This is a genomic window from Sphingomonas sp. S2-65 (assembly GCF_021513175.1).
Taxonomy (GTDB): Bacteria; Pseudomonadota; Alphaproteobacteria; order Sphingomonadales; family Sphingomonadaceae; genus Sphingomonas.
Genome location: NZ_CP090953.1, coordinates 699814 through 724337 on the forward strand (window position 1 = coordinate 699814; position 24524 = coordinate 724337).

Sequence of the window (24524 nt, forward strand, 5' to 3'; positions counted from 1 at the left end):
GGGGTTTACAAGCCGCGGAAAGCGACGCTAAAGGCGCCCCTCCAACGCGGTGGCGCTCTTCCAACAAGCGCCTTTCACGCCCCGGAATGGACGCATAGCTCAGTTGGTAGAGCAGCTGACTCTTAATCAGCGGGTCCTTGGTTCGAGCCCAAGTGCGTCCACCATTCCTTCTGCGATGATTTAGCTTTCACCGTGAGAAGCGGTCGTTCTTCGAAGTAGCGTGTGCACGCACCTGGCCGTGCGGACGGCGGCGAGCGCCGCCCAGCTCCGGGCCGCCGCATCAGCCGACCAGACCGAGCAAGTGGAGGCCGATGCCGGCTGCCGACGTCGCGACCAGCGTCGTGATCACGCCCGCGCGCAAGGCGAAGATCGCGAGCACTGCGGCAATCGACAGCGCCAATGCCCAGGGATCTAGGCTGGCGAGCACCGGCGCGTCGAAGCGCAGCGGCCCGGCGGCGATCGGAACCGTCGCGCGGAAGATCGTGTGGAGCGCGAACCAGATTGCGAGGTTGAGCACCACGCCGACCACCGCCGCGGTGATCGCCGACAGCGCGCCCGACACCGTGGCATTACCCCGCAGCCGCTCGATGAACGGCGCGCCGAGGAATATCCACAGGAAGCAGGGCGTGAACGTCACCCACGTTGCCAGCAAGCCGCCGAGCGTGCCGGCCAGCAACGGATTGATGCCGCCCGCCTCCCGATACGCGCCGAGAAAGCCGACGAACTGGAGCACCATGATCAACGGCCCCGGCGTGGTCTCCGCCATGCCCAGCCCGTCGAGCATTTCGGTGGGCTGGAGCCAGCCATAATCCACGACAGCCTGTTGCGCGACATATGCGAGCACCGCGTAGGCGCCCCCGAAGGTCACTGTCGCCATCGTGGAGAAGAAGGTCGCGATCCGACTAAAGACGTTGTCGGGACCAAGCGCGATGACGATCGCCAAGACCGGCACGAGCCATAATGTCAGCCATAGCACGGCCGTACGCAGCGTCGCGCGCCAGTCCGGCCTCGCATGCGCCGGAAGCGCCTCGCCCAGCAGCGTGTCCGCGTCGGCGACGTACGCACCCTTCGCGGCGCCGTGTCCGCCGCCACCTGCAAACGCTGTCGATCCGGCGCGGCTGGCAAACCAGCCGATCAGTCCGGCGGCAAGCACGATGACGGGGAATGGCACGCCCATGAAGAAGATCAGCACGAATGCAGCGGCCGCCAGCGCACGCGATGCAATCGACCGCAGCGCGCGGCTGCCGATCCGCACCACCGCCTGGAGCACGACTGCCAGCACCGCTGCCTTCAAGCCGAAGAACAGCGCCGAGATGATGCCGAGCTTGCCATAGAGGACATAGATCCAGCTGAGCGCCATGATCGAGACCGCACCGGGCAGTACGAACAGCGCGCCGGCAACGATGCCGCCCTTGGTCCGGTGCATCAGCCAGCCGATATAGGTGGCGAGCTGCTGCGCCTCGGGGCCCGGCAGCAGCATGCAATAATTGAGCGCGTGCAGGAACCGCTGTTCGCCGATCCAGCGCTTCTCCTCGACCAGGATGCGGTGCATCACTGCGATCTGCCCGGCCGGCCCCCCGAACGACAGCAACGCGATTCGGAGCCAGACCCAGAATGCCGTACCGAGGGTGACCGGTGCCGGGCGTGCGGCAGCGGGCGGGCTGCTCGTAGCCGCGGCGGTCACGACCGCACCTCCCGCGGCGTGTGCGATGCCCAGTCATGCCTCTCGCTTCGAGCGTCCCGACACCAGCGGTAGAGCGCGTCATAGACCGGCATGCCGGCTTCCAGCTGCTCCAAATCGTCGCCGTGCATACGGGACAGGCCGAGCGACACGGCAAGCAGCCCGGCGGCCTCGGGCACCAATTCCGGCTTGCCCGTGTCGGCGCCCCGCACGATCGACGAGAGATAGTCCAGCCCGGCAAAGGCCGTCAGGCCGAACTCCGCCACCATCAGATCGAAGGTGCAGCGCTCGCCGCGATGGCTCCAGAACACGTCGTCATGTGCAACATCGAAGGGTGTCGCGCCGGCATCGTGCGCGACGGTCAGAACGTCGGCGGCTGGTGCGAACAGGAAGCGCGCCCGGGGATCGATGAAACGGCGGATCAGCCACGGACAGGCAATGCGGTCAACCTTGGGACGCGAGCGGGTGACCCAGACGGTGCCGCCGCGCGCGTCCCGGCGCGGCAGCTTCGACACGTCCAGTGTCGGCAGGCTCGCTTCACGCCAGGCGGCGACGCCGCCTTCCAGCACGTCGGCATCGACGCCCTCCGTCCGCAGCCATGCGGCGGCCGCCTGCGCGGAGGACGACCCGTCTTCGTCGACAAGCACGACCGATCCGGCGATCTTGCCGGACCAGGTCTCGACGCTGTCCGCCGGGAGCAGGATCGAACCCGGTATCCGCGCCGTGTCGCTAGTCGCGCGGACGTCGATGATGGTGGGTGACGTGGGTGTCCCGATCAGGCGCACCAATTTGTCGGGGGCGATATGGTTCAATGAGGGCATGCGGCGTCCTTGGTTGATAGACAGGACGCGATTCTTCGGCTGACGCCTCGTGGGGAGACCGCCGTCCCCATGCCGCAAATAAGCATCGAGTTGGATCTACTGTCAACGGCCGAGCGAGAGCGGTGTTCGTCGGAGGCCGACGGCCCTCATCAAGCCGCTAAAACGACTTCAGCAGCCGAAAGTTGATCTTCGGCGTCTCGTCATTCGTGTCATAGCGCACGCCAGTGAGTGGCATCGCCAGTTCGAGATTGGCGCCGAAGCTGCGCGTGACGTCTGCACGAATGCCGCCGCCCGCCGAGGCCAGCGATCCGCTGCCGAACCCGCCTCCCTGGTTCGTCACCTTACCGCCATCGGCAAAGGCATAGAGCTGCGCGCGACGTACGAGCCCCAGCGGGTGGTCCAGGGCGTAGCGCAACTCGACCAGCCCGGCGACACCTTCGTCGCCGCTGCGCTCCGACCAGTCATAGCCGCGCAGGAAGCCGGTTCCGCCAAGACCGATCTCCTCGCCAATCAGCAGCGGATCCGACGAGAGCTGGCTGACCATCGAAAGCCGCAGGCTGAAGTCATCGCCAAGGTCGCGAGTCCAGTCGGCCCAGCCGCTCAACGTCGTGAAGGTGCCATCCGCGTCCAAACGCGAGGCGAGCAAGTCGCCGGGCTCCGTCGAACCAAAGACACGCAACCCCTGTGAGACGGTGGTGCTGGCGCGAAGCCTGCCTCCTGCAACGTCGGCATAGCCGTACAGCGTCGCGCGGGCGGCAACCACGCGGTCGTCACGGACCTGATTTCCCCTGCGGTGCTGCGACAGATTGCGCACGCCCAGCTCGCCTTCGAACCACAGGCTGGTGGCGCGCCGCCGCAAGAGCGGCTGGAGGACCGACGCCCCGACATACCAGCTCCGGCTGCGGATGCCGAAGGGTTCCAGATAGGCGCCTGGCCGCGCGACGGAGCCGCTGGCGGTCAGCGCGATCTCGCTCCCGCTGCGGCTGACCCGCTTCTCATAACGAACGCGGGCGAAATGCAGTTCGCCGAACTCCGCGGGTGTTTCCGACCAGGTGAGCGTGAGCGAATCGTCCTGGGCGAGCAGCCCGAAGAAATCGGCCTGCAGCGTGACCTGTTCGGGGCCGATCGGCTTGGTGCCGTCATTGGCCAGCGTCACGCGTCCGGCGACGCGCTCGACAGTCAGCTTGACGAGCAGCACCCCTTTTTGGCCTTCGCGAAGGTACCGACTGTTGCGGATGCGGACACCATCGATGTCGCCAGCAATCAGCAACCGCCGCTCGAGCGCGTCCATGCGAACCGGCTTGCCGTCGGCCAAGGGGGCGAGTGCAGCGCGAACGGCGGGCTGTTCGGGCCCGTCGAAGCGGATCTCGTCAATCCGGCCCTCGTCCACTTCGACAGTGAGCACGCCGTTGCGCAGCTGCTGCGGGCCGATCCATGCCGAAGCGAAGACGAGGCCGCGGTCGCGTGCGCGTGCCGCGATCGCGCTTGTAAGCTCGGAGAGCGCCTGTGGCGGCAAGGTCTGGGCGACCCGCGTGGCAAGGATGTCCGCGAAGTCCGACGGCGTCAGGCTGTGCAGCCCATGCAGGACGATCGCACCGACTCGCACCGCGCGGGTGGGCGTAGCGGGCGCGGGGCGCGCATCGACATCGATGCGCGCCGGCTTTGCTTGTGCCGTCGCTTCGTCGGGGGTGCGCTCGTCCTTGACGATCGGCGGTTGCACGCGGTCGAGCGCCGTCTGCCCGTACGCCGAAGCGCCGAACGGAAGTGCCAAAAGCATGGCAAGCGGGAGCAGAGCGAAACGGGATAGGTGCATGGTGGGTTGAGCCTTCACCAGCTCGCCTAACCTCCTAGCCGTTACGATTTCCTCAAGGGATCAACGCATTAACTACGCGCCGAAACGGCCTCTCAACGAGTCCAGCGTATTTGCGACCGTCCAGACAAAGGACTTTCGAGATGATCCGTTTTGCCAAGTATCTCGCGTGCGCGATGCTTCTGTCGTGCAGCCAGGTGGCGCTGGCGCAAAGCGGACCTTGGACGGTGAGCGAAGCGGCGGGAACGGTCATGGTCCGCGATGCCGCGGGCAGCCGCCCGGTTCGTCGCGGTAGCGTCGTCGCTGAAGGCGCTACGCTTTGGACCGCTGCGGGCTCGCGGGCGGTGGTGGTGCGCGGCAAGGACTTCATGACGGTGAACGCCGGCAGCCGCGTGCGCATCCCCGCTGCAGCCGAGAAGCGCGGCATGTTCGATGTCGTGCTGGAATGGGGCAACTCGCTCTTCCAGATCGAGAAGAAGCCGAACCCGCATTTCGGCGTGCAGACTCCCTATCTGGCGGCTGTGGTGAAGGGCACCACTTTCTCGATCACGGTTACCGACCAGGGCTCGTCCCTCCAGGTCGTCGAGGGCGCGGTCGAGACGTCGACCAGCGATGGCGGCGCGCGTGACCTTATCCGTCCTGGTGCGGTCGCGATCGTCTCCTCCACCGATCGATATCGCCTGACCGTTCAGGGCCAGGATACCCGCACGATCGATTCACCGCAGCGTGCCGCGCCGCCTGCTGCCCAACCGGTGGCGCCCTCTGCGCCCGTCCCGGCACCGAGCGACGCGACCGCGCCCAGCAGTGCCGCGGCCACAAGCGAGACCAGCGCGGGGACCGCACCCGAGGATACGGGCCTGAGCGGCAGCGAAGTCGCGGACATCGAAATGATCGAAAGTCCGATCGTGGCGGCGCCAGCGGATCTGGGTCGCGTGACCAACGGGCTGGTAGGCGGATCGAGCGGCATGCAAGTCGCGAGCGTGAATGTTGCAGCAGTCCGCGTAGCCGCCGACGAAGTTCGCGGCGGTACCGGCGTGGGGGCCGTGACGCCGCCTACCGGCAGCGGTTCGGGCAACAACAGCGCAACTGCTGGCAACGGCGGCGGCAACGGGAATGGCAATTCGAACTCCGGCAACGCCGACGGCGCTGGCAACGACAACTCGGGACCCGGCAAGCCTGACGCCCCAGGTAACGGCAACGGCAAGTCGGACCCCGGCAAGCCCGACAGCCCTGGCAATGGCAACGGCAAGTCGGACCCCGGCAAGCCCGACAGCCCCGGCAACGGCAACGGCAAGTCGGACCCCGGCAAGCCCGACAGCCCTGGCAACGGCAACGGCAAGTCGGACCCCGGCAAGCCCGACAGCCCTGGTAACGGCAATGGCAAATCGGATCCCGGCAAGCCGGACAGCCCTGGCAACGGCAACGGCAAATCGGACCCCGGCAAGCCCGACGCCCCAGGTGACGGCAACGGCAAAGCGGACCCCGGCAAGCCCGACAGCCCCGGCAACGGCAACGGCAAGTCGGACCCCGGCAAGCCCGACAGCCCTGGCAACGGCAACGGCAAGTCGGACCCCGGCAAGCCCGACAGCCCTGGTAACGGCAATGGCAAATCGGATCCCGGCAAGCCGGACAGCCCTGGCAACGGCAACGGCAAATCGGACCCCGGCAAGCCCGACGCCCCAGGTGACGGCAACGGCAAAGCGGACCCCGGCAAGCCCGACAGCCCTGGCAACGGCAATGGCAACCCGGATCCCGGCAAGCCCGACAGCCCCGGCAATGGCAACGGCAAGTCGGACCCCGGCAAGCCCGACAGCCCTGGCAATGGCAACGGCAACTCGGACCCCGGCAAGCCCGACAGCCCTGGCAACGGCAATGGCAAGTCGGACCCCGGCAAGCCCGACACCCCTGGCAACGGCAATGGCAACTCGGACCCCGGCAAGCCCGACAGCCCTGGCAACGGCAACGGCAACCCGGACCCCGGCAAGCCCGACAGCCCTGGCAACGGCAACGGCAACCCGGACCCCGGCAAGCCCGACAGCCCTGGCAATGGCAACGGCAACCCGGACCCCGGCAAGCCCGACAGCCCTGGCAACGGCAATGGCAAGTCGGACCCCGGCAAGCCCGACACCCCTGGCAATGGCAACGGCAATTCGGACCCCGACAAGCCCGACAGCCCCGGCAATGGCAACGGCAAGTCGGACCCCGGCAAGCCCGATAGCCCTGGCAACGGCAACGGCAACGGCAACTCGGACCCCGGCAAGCCTGACAGCCCGGGCAATGGCAATGGCAAAGCGGACCCCGGCAAGCCCGACAGTCCCGGCAACGGCAACGGCAACGGCAAGGGCCGCTAAACCGCGCGCCGGGATCGTTGACAGGCCATTAGCATCCTGCCGGTAAGGCTTGCCCCTGAAGGGATGCCCATGCGCTTGTTGACTCGACTTCGTGAATACTGGCGCCCGGTGGCGCTGGCACTTGGTTGCGCGCTGGGGATTGCCACCGGCGTGTCCGGTTACGGCGTTGGGCTAGATCGCGCCCTTCGCCAGATCGGCTGGAATGTCCGCCAGCACGACGCCTCGGGCGCATTGCACATCATCGAGATCGACGCGCGCAGCATCGCCCAGATTGCCCGCTGGCCGTGGCCGCGCGATCAATATTCCCGGCTGGTCGACCGGCTGCGTGCCGCCGGGGTGGCCGGGATCAATTTCGACGTCGACTTCTCTTCGTCCTCAGCACCCGCCGAGGATGCCGTCTTTGCGGCCGCGCTTGCCCGTGCCGGCGACCAGGTTGTGCTGCCCACCTTCAGCCAGCAGAACGGCGCCGGCGCGGAGGGGTGGACGGACTCGCTGCCAATCCCGGCGCTCCGCGCCCATGCGGCGCTCGCCGCAGTGACCGTGCAGCCCGATAGTGACGGCTTCGTCCGGCGCATGCCGGTGGGTGTCGTCACCGACGGCCTGCCGCGACCTTCGCTGTCGGCGATGCTGGCGGGCGTAACCGGCTCGGTGGACACGGATTTCCCGATCGATTTCGCGATCGATCCCGCCTCGATCCCGCGCCACAGCTTCGTCGACATCCGCGACGGCCGCTTCGATCCCGCCGCGCTGCGTGGCAAATCCGTGGTGATCGGCGCCACCGCGGTCGAGCTTGGGGATCGCTATGCGGTGCCGAACTACGGCGTGATCCCTGGCGTGGCGATCCAGGCGCTCGCCGCTGAGACGCTGCGCGCCGGCATTCCGCGCGAGAGCGGCTGGCCCCTGCCGCTGCTGCTCGCGCTTGGCATGAGCCTGTTGATCCTGCGTGCGCCATCGCGTCGTGCGCTCGCGGCAACGCTGGCAGCAGCGCCGCTCGTCCTGATCGCCGCGGGCCTGACGATCGAGGCATTGCTGCACTGGATCTTCCCGCTGGCGCCGGCACTGGTGACCATCGCCGTCTCGGGAGCGTTCGCGGTGCTGATGCGCGCGCTGGCTGCGGCAAGGCGCCGCCGTCTTCACGATCCCGAGACCGGACTGCCGAACCGCCACGCGCTGGTTCAGGCGATGCAAAGCCGGCCTGGCGCGGGCGTCCTGGCGGCGCACATCGCCGACTTCGAGAAACTCGCCGCCGGGCTTGGCTCGCTCGCCACGTCCGAGCTGGTAAAGCGGGTGCGCGATCGCATCGCCCTCGTGTCGGAGGGGGTGACGGTGTACCGGGTCGAAGATCGGGTTCTCGCCTGGCGTTGCTACGACAGAACCGAGCTGGATCAACGCGTCGTGACGCTACGCACCGTGATGCTCAGTCCCGTCGACGTGGCCGGTCGGCGCGTCGATGTCAGCCTCGCGATCGGTTTCGCCGAGGATGCCGGGGCCGATCGGGCGGATCGGGTGATCGCCCATGCAGGGCTGGCCGCCGCGCGCGCGCTTGCGGCGGGCACGCCATGGCTTGCGCACGACGCCGAAGATGACGAGGCGATCGACCGTGACCTTTCGCTTCTCGGCGAGTTGGACGCTGCGATCCCGCGCGGCGAGATCCAGGTCGCCTACCAGCCCAAGCTCGATCTCGCCCAGGGGCGCATCACCAGCGTAGAGGCGTTGGTGCGGTGGCAGCACCCGACACGCGGCTTCCTGCGGCCCGACCTGTTCATCCCCCTGGCGGAGCGCAACGACCGGATTTCCGCGCTAACCCTCTACGTGCTTGGACAGACCATTGCCGATCTGCGCGGCTGGCGTGCCCTGGGGCACGCGGTGACGGGTGCGGTGAACATCTCGGCCAAACTGCTCAACTCCGCCGATTTCATCATCGCGCTGCGGACCCTGGTCGAGGCCAGCCAGATCGATCCGGCATGGCTCACCTTCGAGGTCACGGAATCGGCGGCGATGGACGATCCGCAGGGGGCTGCGGAGGCGCTTCGGTCGTTCCGGGCGATGGGTATCGCCATTTCAATGGACGATTACGGCACCGGCCAGTCGACCTTGAGCTACCTCAAGCAATTGCCGCTCAACGAACTCAAGATCGACCGCAGCTTCGTCCAGTTCGCGCACCAGAACCGCGGGGATGGCGTGCTGGTCCGCTCGACCGTCAACCTCGCGCACGAACTCGGCCTGAAGGTAGTGGCGGAAGGCGTCGAGGACGCCGCGTGCCTGGCATTCCTCAAGTCGATCGGCTGCGACATGGTACAGGGCTATTTCGTGAGCCGGCCTGTTCCAGCCGAAGCGATCGAAGTCCTGCTTTCGGAGTATTCGATCGCCGCGTGAGCGGAAGGTCAGCTTGTCGTAGGGCGCTCGCCATGAGGCGAAGCCCCGCCGTTGACGGCGAAACTGCCTGTAGGTCGTTGACGGCTGAATGAAGAAGCAGCCAGAGGCGTTCACCAGTCCTTCTTTGGTGACGTAGCGGCAATGCCCGCGTATCGCGGCCATTGGAGACTCAGCATTTTTCACATCATTTTCGCCGTTCCCTGCCTGCTCGTGATCGTGCGCTGGCTCTGGCCGCTGGCAGTATCGCTCGACGTGAAGATCGTCGTGGCGGTCTTGCTGCTCGCAGCGTCGCAATATCATCTGTGGAGCCGGCTCTCCTCGGGTTCGGTCTTCGCGCCCGAATTCCCGCGCGGCGTGGTGGTTCTTCTGAACTGGGCGTTCGGCGCACTGGCGTTCCTGGCGGTTCTGCAGGTGCTGCTCGACCTGGCGACGCTGGTGACGATGCTGGCGCGGCAAAGATCCGCCGCCGCTCCCGACGCGGCGCGATATGCCATCGCAAGTGTCGCCGCGCTGCTCGCGGGCATCGCGGTGTGGAATGCCACGCGGGTTCCGGCGATCAAGGATGTCGCAATCGCCGTGCGCGGGCTCCCGGCATCGTTCGACGGGTACAAGGTGGTGCAACTCACCGATCTGCACATAAGCCGGCTGTTTCCGGCAGCATGGGCGCGCCAGGTGGTGGATCTGACCAACGCGTCCGGTGCGGACGTGATCGTGGTCACCGGCGACTTCATCGACGGGTCCGTCGCGATGCGACGCGAGGACGTGGCGCCCTTGCGCGACCTTCGTGCCCCAGACGGCGTCTACGCCATACCTGGCAACCACGAATACTTTTTCGCGTACCGCGAATGGATGCACCACCTCGCCGGGCTCGGCATACAGCTGTTGCCGAACGCACACGCAGTGCTGGCGCGCGGCGGTGCGCAGCTCGTGCTCGCCGGCGTCACCGACTTGTCCGCGCCATCGGCCGGCGAAGCCGGCCCCGACCTGGATGCCGCGTTGGCTGGCGCTCCCGCCGGCGCACCGGTGCTGTTGCTGGATCACCAGCCGATGGACGCCGCCCGGGCTGCGGCCAAAGGCGTCGCGATCCAATTGTCGGGCCACACCCATGGCGGCATGATCCGCGGGCTGGACCGCCTGGTGGCGCGCGGAAACAACGGCTTCGTTTCGGGCCGGTACCAGGTCGGTGACATGACGCTCTATGTCAGCAACGGCACAGGCTTGTGGCCCGGCTTCGCACTGCGGCTGGGGCGCCCGCCCGAGTTGACGCGGATCACCCTGCGCGCCGAGCGCTAGGTGGCCTCCGGCCCGGCGAGCCATATCGCCTTGCCAATGTCGGGTCCGAGGGGCCAGTTCGTCTTAAGAACTGAGGGAGACCCTGATCACCATGCCGAGTGTTGCTGAGATGCTGGCCAAAGCCAGACGAGCAGTGCTTCGGCGCGGGGTCTCCGAAGAGGATGCGGACGAACTCGTGCACGACGCCTTTCTGCGGATCGAAAGATATGAGCGCGCGCAGGAGGCGCGTTCGCGCGAGGCGTTGCTCGTCACCGCGGCGGTCAATCTGTCGATCGACCAGCGTCGCCGCCGCCAGCGCTCGCCTTTCGTGGAGATCGACAACTTCCACGCGATCGCGGATGCCACCCCCGACCCTTCGCAGATCGTCGAGCAGCAGGCACGGCTCCGGCATGCTTCGGAGGGGCTGGCCCAGCTTCCGGAGCGGACCCGCCGCATCCTGCTCCGGCGCCGGCTCGACGGGCTCGCTTATGCCGAGATTGCCGCAGCCGAGGGTATGTCGGTCGCGGCGGTAGAGAAGCAGGTCGCGCGTGCGACGCTTCAGTTGATGCAGTGGATGGCGGAATGGTGACGCGCCCCTTCCCTGCCCGGCACGCCGACGCGGAAGCGGCGGCGTGGATCGCGCGGCTTCAGGCGGACGACCGCAGCAGTTCGACCGACGCGGGATTGCAGGAATGGCTGCGCGCCGATCCCGCCAATGCCGACGCGTTCGAACGCGCGACGGAACTCTGGGCGATGTTGCCGGGCGTTGCATTGTGCGCCGACGCGGCGACACCGGTCCGGCAGAGCGCGGCTCCGCAGGGCTGGGCCACACGGCGGCAGTTCCAGGCGCTCGCGGCCTCGGCGTTGCTATTGATCGGCGTGGGCGCGGGCTGGTGGCTGTTCGACGGCGGCGATGATTACGGAACGCGGCGCGGCGAGCAGAAGGTGGCGACGCTAGAGGATGGCAGCCGCATCGCGCTCAACACCGACACCGAGGTCGAGGTACGCTATGCGCGCGACGAGCGCCGCGTCACCCTCGAGCGCGGCGAGGCGATGTTCGACGTGGCGCCGAACCATGCGCGGCCTTTTCTGGTCACCGCGGGCGACAAGCAGATCCGCGCGCTGGGGACCAGCTTCATCGTCCGCCGCACGGGGAGCGGCGTGGTCGTCACGCTGCTGGAGGGGAAAGTGTCGGTTACCGATCGGCGCGCCGTCAACAAGAGCGTCAATCCGACGATCCTCGCCCCCGGCGAGCGGCTGACCGCGAACGCGGACGCGCCGTCCACCATCGACCAGCCGGCGATCGATGCCGTCACCGCGTGGCGCCGCGGACAGGCGGTGTTCTCCGATACTCCATTGTCCGCCGCCGTGGCCGAGCTTAACCGCTATGGCGGCCCTCATATCGCCGTCGAGGACCCCCACCTCGCCTCGCTGCGCGTGTCGGGCGTATTCGCAACCAGCGATACCACCGAATTCGCTGCGGCGATTGCAGCGCTGCACGGCCTGCGTATCCAGAAGACAGGCACCGAGCTTCGGATCGTGCGCTGAGCATGAGTGAGACGAAACTTTTGTTTCTTTTCGATGTCTGTTTTGCAACGCAACATCGTCTCTGAGTTGGAGGCAGGCACGGGGGCCGGCTTCACAGGGGGGTTCGATGGTCGCTAAAACAATGCTCGCGGCGCTGACGGTATCGACCGCAGTGATCGCAGTTCCGGTCGCACACGCTCAAGTCAGCTACACCTTCGATCTCACCGCCCAGCCGCTCGACAAGGCGCTGCGCGCGGTCGCGGCGCGTACGGGGTCGAACATCGTCTTCGCCAACGAAGCCGTGCGGGGGAGGACAGCGTCACCGCTCCATGGCAGCTACAGCGCCGCCGCCGCTTACCGTGCACTGCTGCAAGGGTCGGGGCTTTCGCTCAGCGTCACCAATGGCGGGTCGTACATCGTCACGCGCCCGCGGCAGACCACCCCACCCGGCCCCCGCGGATCGGGCACGATCACCGGGCATGTCGCCGAAGCGGACGGCAATCGCAACGTAGCCGGGGCGCTGGTTCGCGTCGCCGAGACCGGGCAGACCACCAGGGCCGACGATCTGGGGAATTTCCGTTTCCCTAGCGTGCCGGCGGGCAGTTACACGCTGGAGATCACGTTCCTTGGCTTCGAGCCGGTAAGCCAGCGCGTCGACGTGGCGGACGGAGACGAAGCGCGGGTCGAGCTCGCGATGGGGGACGGCAGCGGTCCGGCACAGATCGTCGTGTACGGGTCGCTGAGCGCCCGTGCCAACGCGCTCAACCTTCAGCGCACCGCCAGGAACAACGCCGATGTGATCTCGGCCGACGATCTGGGCAATTTCACCGGCACCACCTTCTCCGATGCGCTGCGCCGCGCGCCCGGCGTGTCGTTCCAGCGCGACTCCCTGACCGGTGACGGCACGAACGTCGTCGTCCGCGGGCTCGATCCGGACATGAACAACGTAAAGCTCAACGGCCTCCAGCTTCCCGTCGGCAACGGCACCGGGCGCTCGGCCGATCTCAGCAACCTGCTGGCAGACTCGGTCAGCAAGATCACGATCAACAAGAGCCTGCTGCCGAGTCAGGACAGTGCCGGCACCGGCGGCCTGATCGAAATCGAGACGCTGTCGCCGCTGAACCGCCCGCACCGCTACGCCAATTTCCAGATCGAAGGCAGCAAGAGCGGCAAGGACTTCAGCGACGACTTCCTGGTATCCGGGACCCTGGCCGGAAAGTTCGGCGCAGAGGACAATTTCGGCCTGAGCGCGTCGGTGCAATATCGCCGCAACTCGGTGCGCAACATCTCGTACAACACCGTGCTCAAGTTCGGCGCGTTCCTGCCGAACGCCGCGAACGGGCTGCCCAGCCTGACCTCCGGCGAGGCGATCGATCCGCTCGCGAGCTTCCCCTTCGTGGAGGGCGACGACCAGGCATATGTCAGCCAGCTGGAAACCAGCTTCAACCATGTGAAGCAGTCGACGCTCGCTGCGACTGTGTCGGCCGAATGGAAGATCGGCACGCACAGCAACCTGAAGTTCGACTTCCAGCATGCCGAAGCCGATCGGACGACCTACTCGCTCACCGACAAGTTCGCGGGACTGAGCGAGTATTCGGACATTCCCGGTGGGCAGGCGATCTCGGCGCTGCATCTGAGCCTGGCGCCCGGCGACGCATCGCTGCAGCGCTCGCAGGGCTATCACTATGATCCCAACGCGAAGACGGTCACCGACACTTACAGCTTCAATGGCAAGACCAACCTGGGCAAGCTGACCTTCAACTATCTGCTGGGCTATGCGCATGGCAGCGAGCGGCACGATCGGAGCACCACGCTGGAGCTGCGCATGCCCGATAGCGATGCACTGGCGGGCTACTTCCTGCCCGAAGCGACCGATCCGGGGCTCGGCTACATCGTCACGCCATTCGGCACCCGGCAGGGAGACGGGATCCCGATCCCGCTGCTGAGCCAGGCGGGTTGGAACTTCGTCAACGACAATTCCCGCTACACGATCGACAACGGCACCGGCCAGATCGACGCGACGATCGGAAACAACGACCGGTACACGGCCGAAGCCAGCGTCCGGTGGGACGTGGGTGCCGGGTTCCTGAGATACCTGGAAATGGGCGGTCGCTACGAGCGCGCCACGTTCAAGAGCGACCTGGTGCGGACGCAGTTCGGCGGCGGGGCGACGGTCGCGTCGCTAGGACTGGCGTTCGAGCCGACCGATCTTAGCCGCATCGGCGTGAACGGCACCGGGTTCAGCGCGATGAGCGAATCCACTCTGATCCAGTTCCTCGACAATCTCGACGACTATACCGCGCGCTTTCCCCAGTTCGTGCTGATGCCGATCAAGCCGGCGATCGACCAGGACAAGCAGAACACGCGGGAGGATAATTACGCGGCCTATGTTCAGGCCGACCTCCAGTTCGGCAAGCTCCAGGTGATCGGCGGGGTGCGCTACAACCGCACCGATCTCAGTGCGAGCAACCTGTTCTTCCCGACCTATATCGGCCCGCTCCAGGGTGGCGGATTCGGCGTCGACCTGAACTTCCAGAACCAGTTCAGCAAGCTGATCACGGAGACCGCCAAGTCCGAGGATTTCCTGCCGCGGATCCTGTTCAACTATCGGCAGAGCGACAACCTCATCTTCCGCGGAGGCTATTTCCTGTCGGTCGCGCGGCCGCAGATCGGTGAGCTTTCCAGCCAGGCACGGATCAGCTTCATCAACATCCCGATACCTGGACCCGACGGCGTCAAGCCGGTGCTCCAGGTCAATTCGGGCAATCCCAACCTGAAGCAGGCAACGACCCACAATTTCGACCTGAGCGCCGAATATTACCACAAGATCGGCATCATGAAGGTCAGCGGCTTCTACAAGCGCATCACCAACCTGCTCCAGTCGAACCGCACCGATGGCCCGGCCAATCTCGCCGCCATCACGCTGCCGGACAGCCCCTATTTCCAGGGCCCGCCCTATTTCGATCCGGCGCACCCGGAAAACTATTTCATCACCGGCGGCTCCCCGATCAACAGTGACCACCCGGCCGAGCTCTGGGGCGTCGAGGGGCAGGTCGAACGGCGCTTCGACTTCCTGCCCGGGGCCCTAAGCGGCCTCGGTGTCTTCGCCAACTACACCTACACGCACAGCACCCGTACCCAGCGCTATAGCTGGGCCTATGCGCCAGCTAACGAAGACAGCATCTACGAGTTCTCCGGCGTGCCGTTCAGCCAGCAGCCCAAGCACTCGGGAACCGCGGCGCTGACCTACAACAAATACGGGTTCGACGGCACGCTGGCCTATGGCTTCCAGTCGAGCACGCTCAGCGTCTTCTACCCGCGGGGGCTCAGCGTCTATGGCAAGAGCGTTCGTACCCTGGACCTGCGCGCCGAATATTATCTGAAGCCGCAGTTCGGCAAGCTGCGCGTCTATTTCGAAGCATCGGACCTGCTGAAGGGCACGCGCAGCCCCGACGTCCAGGAACTGATCGGCAGTGTCTATAGCCGCGCCACCTATCTGGGTGGCCGCCGCTTCCGGCTTGGCGTCTCAACTACGTTCTGACGCCCTGTACCCGCGTACCGCCGGCTCCTCCCTTCCTTCACACCAGGAGGAGCCGGCACCTCTTCCAAGGATATATCGATGAAGCATTTCCGCCTGCTCGCTGCCGCGGCGACGATCGCCCTCGCCCATCCTGCCATGGCGCAGGAACTCGCGCCCTATCAGCAGTTCACGCTGCCGAACGGCCTGCGGGTGATCGTGCATGAGGATCACAAGACGCCGAAAGTGGCGGTGGCCGTGTGGTACCATGTCGGGTCGATGAACGAGCCGGAGGGCAAATCGGGCTTCGCGCACCTGTTCGAGCATCTGATGTTCAACGGCTCGGAACATCATGACAAGGAATATATGCCGCCGCTCCAAGAGATCGGCGTCTCGGGCGTCAACGGCGCCACCGGTAACGATCAGACCTATTATTACGAGGTCGTTCCCACCGGTGGGTTGGAACGGGTGCTGTGGCTCGAGTCCGATCGCATGGGCTATCTGTTGGGGGCGGTGACCCAGGCCAAGCTCGACGAGCAGCGCGCAGTGGTTCAAAACGAGAAGCGCAACCGTGAGGGCCAACCCTACGCGACGATGAGCCAGCGCGCCGCGGCAGCGCTGTTCCCGGTCGGACATCCCTATCATCACCCGGTGATCGGATCGATGGAGGACCTGAACGCCGCCTCGCTCGACGATGTGAAGGAGTGGTTCCGCCAATATTATGGCGCATCGAACGCCGTGGTGACGCTCTCGGGGGACGTGACCCTCGAGCAGGCCAAGGCGCTGGTCACCAAGTATTTCGGCAATGTACCCGCCGGTCCGCCGACCGGGCGCGTAACCGCCTGGGTACCCGAGCTGGCGCGCGATCAGCACGAAGTGATGCTCGACAATGTGCCCCAACCGGCGATCACCTGGAGCTGGGCCGTGCCGGGGCGCGGTACGGCGGAAGCGCCCGGGCTCCGCATGGCGGCACAGCTGCTGGGGCGCGGTAAGACCTCGCGGCTCTACCAGGCCCTCGTTCACGATCAACAGGTCGCGACCTATGCCTCGGCGAGCTATGAGAGCTCGGCGGTTGCCGGCACCTTCTCGATCGAGGTGCGTCCGGCAGAAGGCGTCGCCCCTGCCAAGTTGGAGGCGGCGGTGCGCGCGGTGCTTCGCGACTTCCTGTCCACCAGCGCCTCCCCGGCCGAACTCGAGCGCGCGAAGGTCACGTCCTACGGCGACTCCGTGCGGGCCATGGAGTCGCTCTTCGTCAAGGCGATGGCATTGTCCGACGGCGCGGTGTTCGCCGATAATCCAGGGCAGTATCAGGAGGATGACCGCCGCTTCGCCGCGCTGAGCGCAGCCGAGGTACGGGGTGCTGCCGGAACATGGCTGAGCAAGCCGTCCTACCGGCTGACGGTGCTTCCTTATGGCTCGCACGACGTCGTTGCCGATGCGGCAGACCGAAAGACGATTCCCGCGCTTGCCCCCTTCCCCGCGCTCAAGCTTCCCGATCTGAAGGAGGCACGGCTTTCCAACGGCATCCAGGTCCGCTTTTCCGAACGGCCCGGTACGCCGACGGTGGACCTGGCGATGGTGTTCAATGCCGGCCAGGCTGCCGAGCAGCACATGAAGCGCGGTCTGCAGGGCTTCACGCTGGGGTTGATGGACGAGGGTACCGCGACGCTCGACGCGCAGAAATTCGCTGAACGCCAAGGCCTGCTCGGAACCCGGATCTGGGTAACGTCGAGCAGCGACACCACCGATTTTGCGCTCTCCGCGCTCACCCGCAAGCTCCCCGAGTCCATCGCATTGTGGGCGGACTATGTCCGCAATCCCGGCTTCCGGGCCGCCGACCTGGAGCGGGACCGCGCGCTGCAACTGTCGGGCCTGCAACAGTCGCTTTCGGACCCGAACGCCATCGCCCAGCGAAGCCTGACCTATCTGCTATATGGGCCCGATCACGCCTATGGGGCGGCATTGGCAAACCGCGCGGCGACGCTGAAGGCCTTCACGCGCGAGGATGTGATCGCCTTTCACCAGAGCTGGATCCGCCCCGACAATGCCGTGATCTACGCTGCCGGGGACACGCAGTTACCGGTGCTGATCGCCGCGCTCGAGGAGGCGTTCGGCGACTGGAAGGCACCGGCGCGCGCGAAGGGCACCAAGACCCTGGACCCGGTCCCGCCCGCTGCCGGACCGCGGATCGTGCTGATCGACAAGCCCGGCGCGTCGCAATCGGTGATCCAGGCCGGACAGATCGTCGGATCGGGCATGGACCCGCACGACTTCGAACTTGGGGCGCTCAACGATGTGCTGGGCGGCGGCTTCACTGCCCGGCTGAACATGAACCTGCGCGAGGGCAAGGGATGGACCTATGGCGCCAATTCCTATGTCGCCGACGCGCGTGGACCCCAGGTGCTGGGGATCGCCACGAGCATCCAGACCGACAAGACCGCCGAAGCGCTTTCGGAGATCGACAAGGAGCTTCGCGGACTCCAGCGCGCCAAGCCCGCGACGGCTGAGGAACTCGCCCTGCTCACCAAGGGACAAGTGCTAGGCCTGCCCGGCCAGTTCGAAACCAACCAAGCGATGGTGGGCTATCTCCAGCAGGTAAGCCGCTTCGGCCGCCCCTATGACTACATCACCTCCCTGCCCGCCCGGTACGCCGCCCTTCGACCGGAAACGATCACCGCCGCGGCGAATGCGGATCTGCATCCCGAAAGGATGACGTGGGTCGTGGTCGGCGACCTCGCCAAGATCGAGGCGCCGATCCGCGCCTTGGGCTGGCCGGGCGTAGAGATATGGGACGCGGAAGGACGCAGGGTTCGCAACTGATCCTCAGATCGCCGCAGCATAGAGTGCGTGGTGGGTCACGATGAACAGCGTGTGCCCATCCGCTCCGCCTACCACCAGTTGCAGCGGCCGGTCGGGCACGTCGATCCGGCGGCGCAGGCTGCCGCCAGGGCCGTAGACGAACACCTGCCCGTTCGCGACATACAGGTTGCCGGCAGCGTCGCGCGCGACGCTCTCTCCCCCGCGGTCGGCGACGATCTTGAGATCGGTGACTTTCCCGCCCTCGCCGACCAGGCCGCTATAGGTGCGGTTCTCGGACGCATTGGTCAGCACCACCCGTCCGTCGGGCCCGGCAGTCACCAGCCCATGGGCGTCCAGCGTGTCCGACCAGCGCCATCCCTGATGATCGTCGGGGCCCTGGTTCCATACCCGGAACGCCGGCAAAACCAGCGACCCGTCGGGCGAGACATATTCCTGTGCCTTGGGTTCGGCCATCTTGGTGGTGAAGAAGTCGGCGAGCGTCGGGTATTGATAGGTAGCCGGATCGATGCGGTCGGCGAACTCGCCATTCGCCCAGACATTCACCGGCAGCAAGGTTGCCGCCCCGCGACGCGGGCGCACCGGAGTGGCGGGAATTATCCGTACCTCCGCCGGCTTTGCGGGATCGATGCTGAATACCGTGCCGTCGCGGCCCGCCGATGACAGGACCAGCAAGTCGCCCGAGCGATCCACCGCCAGGTTCACCGCATCGAGCGGAGCGTCGGCAACGATCGACAGACCTTCGGTTCTGGACCATCCATGGATGCGCTGGAAGTGCCGATCGATGAAGTAGAGCTTGCCCTTGGCATCCACCGCGGCTCCGGCGATCGAATAGAAGCCGTCAGCCAGCTTCTCGACGCCGGGCGACACCGGCACTGCCGGCTGCGTGGCGGCCGTTGCGGGGGCCGCCGGCACGTCGAGCTTCGCGAACTCCCGCTCGCGCACTTCCTGCTGGCGAGTCATGTCCTTGATCGCATTCTCGAACGGATACTTGCTGGCGCGAAGATAGGTGCCGCATCCCTTCGCATCGCAGCTCGCAAACCCGCTTTCGGCGTTCACATGGACGTTGCGGAAGCGAATGTCGCCAGAGTTGTAGAGCTTCACCGCCGCGTCCATCGGCTTGATCGACCGCGTGACGCGATAGCCGTGATAGTTGGCGAACAGGATGTTGCGCGAATTGCGGAACTCGGTCGAGATCGCATTGACGCCGTCGCGCACCTCCTGCTCGGTCTGCGGCGCCAGGAATTCCCAGTTTTCGACATTGTCGAGCACGATTTCCGCCCGGTAGTGATGCTCGGCCGACAGCTGATAGACGCGGCCAGGCGTCCTGGTGTTCGACACATAGAAGCCGGCCGAGGCCAGCGTGTTCGGCGACCACAACGCCGCGAATGTCCCGCCGCCGCCATCCGTGACCCAGATGCTCGGATACTGCCCGTCGAAGCGGGCACGCGGGTCGCCGAAACCGATCGGGCTGCCCTTGGTCAAGACGGTGCCGCCACCGCCCTGGATCTTCACGTCGTTGACTTCGGATGCCTCGCCCGCTCGCCAGAGCAATGCCGTCGCGCGCGGGTTCACGCCGCCGGTCCAGAGGCCCAGCCCATGGACGATGGCGTTGCCGCCTGTCGCACTCTGGATCAGCGCCTTGGGTCCACCGACGCCCATATATGCAGGCGTCTCGTCGGGAAGATACAGATGGGTCAGGCTGGGATGCAGCGCGATCAACACGCTGTCCGGACGCAGCTTGAGCGTGTCGGTCACCCGGTAGCGGCCCATCGGGAAGTAAAGCACCCGGTGAGTATCGATCGCCCGTTGCAGCGCCGCGGTATCGTCGGTGGTATCGTCCCCTTTTACGCCGAGATCGCGGACATTGGCCCAGTCCCGCACCGGCGGCAGCGCGCGGATCGTGCGTGCCGGACGGGCCGATGCGCGGCCGAGCGGCACCATGCTGACGTCGGTGGCGTACTCTCCGATCGTTCCGAGCGCGGGCAGCTTGAGCCCATAAGAGAAGTCGCGCACGCGGTATCGGGCACCCGCCCCGGCCACCGTCTTGCCGCTGTCGCGAAAGCGGGCGAAGGTCGGCGTATTGATCGCTACGGCATCGTCAAAGCCGACTTGCGTGAACACGCTGTTCTCGGCCGAGATCAGGACCCCGGCCTGAGCGACATTCTCGAACCGGACCTGCTTGCCCCACAGCGAGTCGGAGTATCCGCGGTCGATCTCTATCCCGACCGGCGTATCCTTGATCGCAACGTTGACGAGCGTCAGATCGACTTCATGCTCGCGGATCGCCGCATCGCGCTGTCCCTGGAACTCGGAATCGATCAGCGTGAACTGCCAGGCGGGAGAGGTTTTCTCCGACATGATGCCATAGCGGCCGCCGAAGAAGCGCAGATCCTCGAACTCGTTGCCTGCCTGGTACACCCCGGCGAGCCCGGATCCGGTATGGAAGTCGACATGGCGCAGATAGCCGTGCTGGGCGACGCGGAAGCGAACCGCGACCGCACCGGCGTTTCCGGCGCCGATGCGGAAGTCGACATTGGAAAGCGCGGAATAGAAAGTGCTGGAAGTCGCGTCGAAGATGGCGGAGTCGAACGGCACGCTGGTGGGCGGCGGAACGGGCGCCTTGCCCACGCGGTACTGGTCCTCACCGGTGAAGCTGATCATCGCCGCGACGCCCGAGCCGAAGCCGGCGCTGTTGTCGCCGAGCACGATCTCGGGCCGCGTCGGTCCGACCCCGAACACCCGCACTGCCGAGCGGACGAAAATGGTCCGGCTGATGCGGTATCGCCCGGACGGCAGGAACACGACGCCGCCATGACCGCCAACTGCAGCCGCATCGATCGCCTGCTGGATCGCAGCGCTGTCGTCGGCGCGACCATCGCCGACTCCCTTCACCGTGATCGCGCGCGGATCATTGGGCGCGCTGCGATACACCGAGGTCGATTGCGCAAGCGCAGGTGTCGGCAGCGTAATCATCGCCGCGCCAAGCAGCCACTTTGCCTTCATCGTCCTTCTCCCCCTGATTCTCCGCGACCGTCGACCCACCCCGCAGCGCGGCATGGGCGACAACGATCGGGCCGACCGTCTTCAGACTGTTTGAAGGCTCAGTGCCTGTGCGGCGATCGCCACCTGGGTTCGGTTGCGCACGTTCAACTTGCGCATCAGCGCCGTCATGTGCGCCTTGACCGTGGTTTCGGCGATGCCCAGGTCGTAGGCTATCTGCTTGTTGAGCAAGCCCGAACGGACGCCGCGCAGCACCTTGATCTGAGTGGGGGTCAGTTGCGGGAGCGCCGCTGCTGCGGCAGCCTTCGTCCCAAACTGGCGAGATTCCTGGGAGATCCCTTCCATCGTCATCCTCCTCCTGCTCGGCCATGGCCGTGGCTCGCCTTGGCGATCGCACCAGGCGAAGTTTGTTGATCCAAGCGCTCCGTCTTAGCGGATTCGGTTGGACAGATTCGCACTATGATCCTCGGCTTTAGCCCTGATCAAGCCTTTTCTGTTGTTGATCGGGAAAAACCTGTCCTACAGATTGCGCTCGCAGGCGAATGCGCCGCGATCGAAGGGAGAGACCTGAATGACGAGAATGGTGACTTCTTGCGGCCGTTCTGAGCGGTGCGTCGATGACCGGAGGTGACACTCGCCTGATGATCGCGGCGCTGGCGGGGATCCTGCTCGCGGTGCTGATGATCGTCCGCGGCCGGCTCCACCCGTTCATCGCCTTGCTGTGCGGTGCATTCGCCGTCGGACTGCTCGCCGGTCTGCCGCTGACGGACACCGCCAAGGCCGTGCAGAAGGGCGTCGGCGACATTATCGGCGGCACCGGACTGGTCGTCGCGCTCGGCCTGTCGCTGGGGGCAATGTTGCACTTGTCGGGCGCAGCCGCGTCGCTGGCCAAGGGAGCGTTGCAGCTGACCGGCGTCCGAGCGGCGCCCTGGGCGACGCTCGGCATCGCCATCGTCATCGGCCTGCCGCTGTTCTTCGAAACCGGGCTGGTGCTGTTGCTGCCGATCGTCGTGGCCGCCGCCGAGGAGATGGCGGGCTCGAATCCGGTGGAGCGCGACGCCGCCAAGCTGCGGCTCATCATGCCCGCCTTGGCGGGGCTCGGCGTCGTGCACGCGCTCGTCCCCCCGCACCCGGGGCCCTTGCTCGCGGTGGAAGCGCTCGGCGCCGATCTGGGCAAGACGATGCTCTACGGCATCCTGATCGCGATCCCCACCGCCGTGATTGCCGGCCCGCTGCTCGCGCGTGTGACGACGCGCGGCGTGCGCTTGGCGCCACCGGTTCTGCACGATCACCGGCTGGCGATCGCCACGCCCTCGCGCGCGCTGTCGCTGCTCATCGTGCTGCTGCCGGTGCTGCTGATTGCGGCGGGTGAACTCGGGCAGCTGGTGCCGGGCCTGCGCGGCGCACCGGCATTGGCGGCGGCGAGCAACCCGGTGGTTGCGCTCCTGGTGACCAACCTCGTGGCACTGCCTGTGCTGTTCGGGCGCGGGTTGCGCGACGCGGCGATCCAGGACGCGGTGTGGCATGAGACGATGGGCGCGGCCGGCGCGATCCTGCTGGCGATCGGCGCGGGGGGCGCGTTGAAGCAAGTGCTGGTCACTGCGGGCCTGTCGGACCTGCTCGCCCGGATGGTGCTGATGCACGCGATCTCGCCGCTGCTGCTGGGCTGGCTGGTCGCAGTGGGTATACGGCTGGCCGCCGGATCCGCGACGGTCGCGACGATCACCGCCGTCGGCGTGATGCCGGGGGTGGTCGCCAGTTCAGGGGTGTCGCCCGAGCTCGTGGTGCTCGCGATCGGCGCGGGATCGGTGTTCTTCAGCCATGTCAACGATCCCGGCTTCTGGCTGGTGAAGAGCTATGTCGGCACCAGCACCGCCGACACTTTTCGGACCTGGTCGCTGCTGGAGACCGCGATCTCGGTCGTCGGGCTCGCCATGGTGCTGGCGCTCGATTATGTCCTCTGAGAGCAGCCACGACGGAGAATGCCGGTGATCGAAGGCCGCCTGGCGGATCGCGCCTATACGGCGATCGTCCGGATCATCACCGATGACGGGCTGGCAAGCGGCGATCGGCTGCCTTCCGAAGCACGCCTTGCCCAGCTGTTCGGCATGTCGCGGACGATCGTGCGCGAGGCGCTGGCGCGGCTCGCCTCGGACGGAGTGACCGAGGCCCGGCGCGGCGCGGGTTCCTATGTGAAGCGCCGCCCCTCGGAGCGGCTCGGCACCCATGTCGCCATGGACGCGCTGGCGGCGACGCTGGGCACCTACGAAGTACGGTTCGTGCTGGAGGCGGAGGCGGCCCGGCTGGCGGCGCAGCGGCGCTCGCACCAGCAGCTCGAGGTGATCGAACGCGCGCTCGCGGCGCTGCGGACTGCATTGCTGTCCAACGCGCCTGCGCATGACGAGGACTGGCTGCTGCACCGCGCGATCTTCGAGGCGACGGGCAATGCAGCGTTCCTGCCGGTGTTCGACCATCTGCACGACGCAGTGATGCAGATCCTGCGCGCCGGCGTCGATATCTCGCGCTCGCGTCCGCCGGAGGTGATCGGCGCGATGATGGAGGAGCATGACGCGATCGTCGAGGCGATCCGGGCGCGCGATGCGGACGGCGCGGCGCTGGCGATGCGCTGGCACCTGTCGCAGGGGCGCAAGCGGCTGATGCCGTGAGCTAGCCCGCGGCGGTTGCGGCTTCCATCCAGGCACGCACGTCGGCGCACAGCATCTCGGGCGAGCGCGCCGCGTCGAGGGTGACGGCGCACTCGTCGGCGCCGGGCCGCTCCAGGGTGGCGAGCTGGCTGTCGAGCAGGCTGGCCGGCATGTAATGGTCCGGGCGGCTGTTCATGCGGCGGGCGATTTCGTCGCGCGTGGTGTCGAGCAGCACGAAAAGCATGGGGACCGCCGAGGCGGCGGACAGGCGCTCGCGATAGCTTCGCTTGAGCGCCGAGCACGCGGCGACGGCGACGCCGTGTTCGCGCGCCGCCGCGCCGATCGCGGCGCCCAGCCGCGCGAGCCATGGCCAGCGATCCTCGTCGGTCAGCGGATGGCCCGTGAGCATCTTGTTGACGCTCGCGACGGAGTGGAAGTCGTCGCCTTCGAGCAATGGACAGTCAAGCTGCGCCGCCAAGCACGCTGACAACGTTGACTTCCCGCTGCCGCTCACTCCCATCAGGACGATCGCACGCGCCCCGCTCAGCGTTTGCCCCTGTGTCCGCACCGCCCGCCCTTGCTTTGTCGATCGGCCGCTCGGCCGGACTTGGACGAACCATATCCCGTGTCTGAGGGGGCTTTACCATTACGACCTTTGTCGCAATCGTCGGCTGGCGCGGGAGCACCTATCCCCGCGCTATAAT

At 66.6% G+C, this 24524-nt stretch carries 15 protein-coding genes and 1 tRNA gene; 10 read left to right on the plus strand and 6 right to left on the minus strand.

What is annotated here, in order from left to right; all coding sequences use genetic code 11:
- The first annotated feature begins 88 nt into the window (after positions 1–88).
- A tRNA-Lys gene (locus LZ586_RS03470) sits at positions 89–164 on the plus strand.
- Between the two features lie 116 nt (positions 165–280).
- Here the strand turns inward: LZ586_RS03470 and chrA are convergent.
- The 3 genes from chrA to LZ586_RS03485 form a co-directional block, all read right to left on the minus strand.
- Positions 281–1684: a chromate efflux transporter gene (gene chrA / locus LZ586_RS03475; RefSeq protein WP_235078295.1), complete on the minus strand. Its 1404-nt coding sequence runs from the start codon at positions 1682–1684 to the stop codon at positions 281–283.
- Positions 1681–2502: a chromate resistance protein ChrB domain-containing protein gene (locus LZ586_RS03480; RefSeq protein WP_235078296.1), complete on the minus strand. Its 822-nt coding sequence runs from the start codon at positions 2500–2502 to the stop codon at positions 1681–1683. The genes chrA and LZ586_RS03480 overlap by 4 nt, the downstream gene beginning before the upstream one ends.
- A 157-nt stretch (positions 2503–2659) precedes the next feature.
- Entirely contained in the window at positions 2660–4279 is a 1620-nt protein-coding gene (locus tag LZ586_RS03485; protein WP_235078297.1) for a ShlB/FhaC/HecB family hemolysin secretion/activation protein, read from the minus strand.
- A gap of 176 nt (positions 4280–4455) precedes the next feature.
- Between LZ586_RS03485 and LZ586_RS03490 the strand changes: the two genes are divergently transcribed.
- The 7 genes from LZ586_RS03490 to LZ586_RS03520 all read left to right on the plus strand — a co-directional run bounded on the left by LZ586_RS03490 (position 4456) and on the right by LZ586_RS03520 (position 18175).
- On the plus strand, positions 4456–6663 hold the full coding sequence (locus tag LZ586_RS03490; protein WP_235078298.1) for a FecR domain-containing protein: 2208 nt from the start codon (positions 4456–4458) through the stop codon (positions 6661–6663).
- Positions 6664–6732: 69 nt separating this feature from the next.
- Entirely contained in the window at positions 6733–9039 is a 2307-nt protein-coding gene (locus tag LZ586_RS03495; RefSeq protein WP_235078299.1) for an EAL domain-containing protein, read from the plus strand.
- Between the two features lie 141 nt (positions 9040–9180).
- Positions 9181–10332: a metallophosphoesterase gene (locus LZ586_RS03500; protein WP_235078300.1), complete on the plus strand. Its 1152-nt coding sequence runs from the start codon at positions 9181–9183 to the stop codon at positions 10330–10332.
- Positions 10333–10423: 91 nt separating this feature from the next.
- A complete protein-coding gene (locus tag LZ586_RS03505) occupies positions 10424–10900 on the plus strand; it encodes an RNA polymerase sigma factor (protein WP_235078301.1) in 477 nt (158 codons plus the stop codon).
- Positions 10894–11859, plus strand: coding sequence for a FecR family protein (locus LZ586_RS03510; RefSeq protein WP_235078302.1), 966 nt, complete (start codon positions 10894–10896; stop codon positions 11857–11859). Before LZ586_RS03505 ends, LZ586_RS03510 begins: the two co-directional genes overlap by 7 nt.
- 106 nt (positions 11860–11965) lie before the next feature.
- The gene (locus LZ586_RS03515; protein ID WP_235078303.1) at positions 11966–15379 is read left to right on the plus strand and encodes a TonB-dependent receptor; all 3414 of its coding nucleotides are present in this window, start codon (positions 11966–11968) and stop codon (positions 15377–15379) included.
- Between the two features lie 78 nt (positions 15380–15457).
- Positions 15458–18175, plus strand: coding sequence for a M16 family metallopeptidase (locus LZ586_RS03520; protein ID WP_235078304.1), 2718 nt, complete (start codon positions 15458–15460; stop codon positions 18173–18175).
- A 3-nt stretch (positions 18176–18178) separates the two neighbouring features.
- Here LZ586_RS03520 and LZ586_RS03525 read toward each other — a convergent pair whose 3' ends face one another.
- Both LZ586_RS03525 and LZ586_RS03530 read right to left on the minus strand, forming a co-directional pair.
- Positions 18179–21178 carry a glycosyl hydrolase family 28-related protein gene (locus tag LZ586_RS03525; protein WP_235078305.1) on the minus strand — a complete coding sequence of 1000 codons (3000 nt, stop codon included), beginning with the start codon at positions 21176–21178 and terminating at the stop codon, positions 18179–18181.
- A gap of 81 nt (positions 21179–21259) precedes the next feature.
- On the minus strand, positions 21260–21520 hold the full coding sequence (locus LZ586_RS03530) for a response regulator transcription factor (protein ID WP_235079723.1): 261 nt from the start codon (positions 21518–21520) through the stop codon (positions 21260–21262).
- Positions 21521–21792: 272 nt separating this feature from the next.
- Between LZ586_RS03530 and LZ586_RS03535 the strand changes: the two genes are divergently transcribed.
- Positions 21793–23139 (plus strand): gluconate:H+ symporter, encoded by a 1347-nt coding sequence (locus tag LZ586_RS03535; protein WP_235078306.1) that lies wholly within the window; start codon positions 21793–21795, stop codon positions 23137–23139.
- A gap of 24 nt (positions 23140–23163) precedes the next feature.
- Positions 23164–23841 carry a FadR/GntR family transcriptional regulator gene (locus tag LZ586_RS03540; RefSeq protein WP_235078307.1) on the plus strand — a complete coding sequence of 226 codons (678 nt, stop codon included), beginning with the start codon at positions 23164–23166 and terminating at the stop codon, positions 23839–23841.
- A gap of 1 nt (position 23842) precedes the next feature.
- Here the strand turns inward: LZ586_RS03540 and LZ586_RS03545 are convergent, their stop codons facing one another.
- A complete protein-coding gene (locus tag LZ586_RS03545) occupies positions 23843–24340 on the minus strand; it encodes a gluconokinase (protein ID WP_235079724.1) in 498 nt (165 codons plus the stop codon).
- Positions 24341–24524 lie beyond the last annotated feature (184 nt).

Coding starts and splice junctions, on each gene's coding strand:
- LZ586_RS03480 (WP_235078296.1), bottom strand. CDS start 2,502: ATGCCCTCATTGAACCATATCGCCCCCGACAAATTGGTGCGCCTGATC.
- LZ586_RS03485 (WP_235078297.1), bottom strand. CDS start 4,279: ATGCTTTTGGCACTTCCGTTCGGCGCTTCGGCGTACGGGCAGACGGCG.
- LZ586_RS03490 (WP_235078298.1), top strand. CDS start 4,456: ATGATCCGTTTTGCCAAGTATCTCGCGTGCGCGATGCTTCTGTCGTGC.
- LZ586_RS03495 (WP_235078299.1), top strand. CDS start 6,733: ATGCGCTTGTTGACTCGACTTCGTGAATACTGGCGCCCGGTGGCGCTG.
- LZ586_RS03500 (WP_235078300.1), top strand. CDS start 9,181: ATGCCCGCGTATCGCGGCCATTGGAGACTCAGCATTTTTCACATCATT.
- LZ586_RS03505 (WP_235078301.1), top strand. CDS start 10,424: ATGCCGAGTGTTGCTGAGATGCTGGCCAAAGCCAGACGAGCAGTGCTT.
- LZ586_RS03510 (WP_235078302.1), top strand. CDS start 10,894: ATGGTGACGCGCCCCTTCCCTGCCCGGCACGCCGACGCGGAAGCGGCG.
- LZ586_RS03515 (WP_235078303.1), top strand. CDS start 11,966: ATGGTCGCTAAAACAATGCTCGCGGCGCTGACGGTATCGACCGCAGTG.
- LZ586_RS03520 (WP_235078304.1), top strand. CDS start 15,458: ATGAAGCATTTCCGCCTGCTCGCTGCCGCGGCGACGATCGCCCTCGCC.
- LZ586_RS03525 (WP_235078305.1), bottom strand. CDS start 21,178: ATGAAGGCAAAGTGGCTGCTTGGCGCGGCGATGATTACGCTGCCGACA.
- LZ586_RS03530 (WP_235079723.1), bottom strand. CDS start 21,520: ATGGAAGGGATCTCCCAGGAATCTCGCCAGTTTGGGACGAAGGCTGCC.
- LZ586_RS03535 (WP_235078306.1), top strand. CDS start 21,793: ATGACCGGAGGTGACACTCGCCTGATGATCGCGGCGCTGGCGGGGATC.
- LZ586_RS03545 (WP_235079724.1), bottom strand. CDS start 24,340: ATGGGAGTGAGCGGCAGCGGGAAGTCAACGTTGTCAGCGTGCTTGGCG.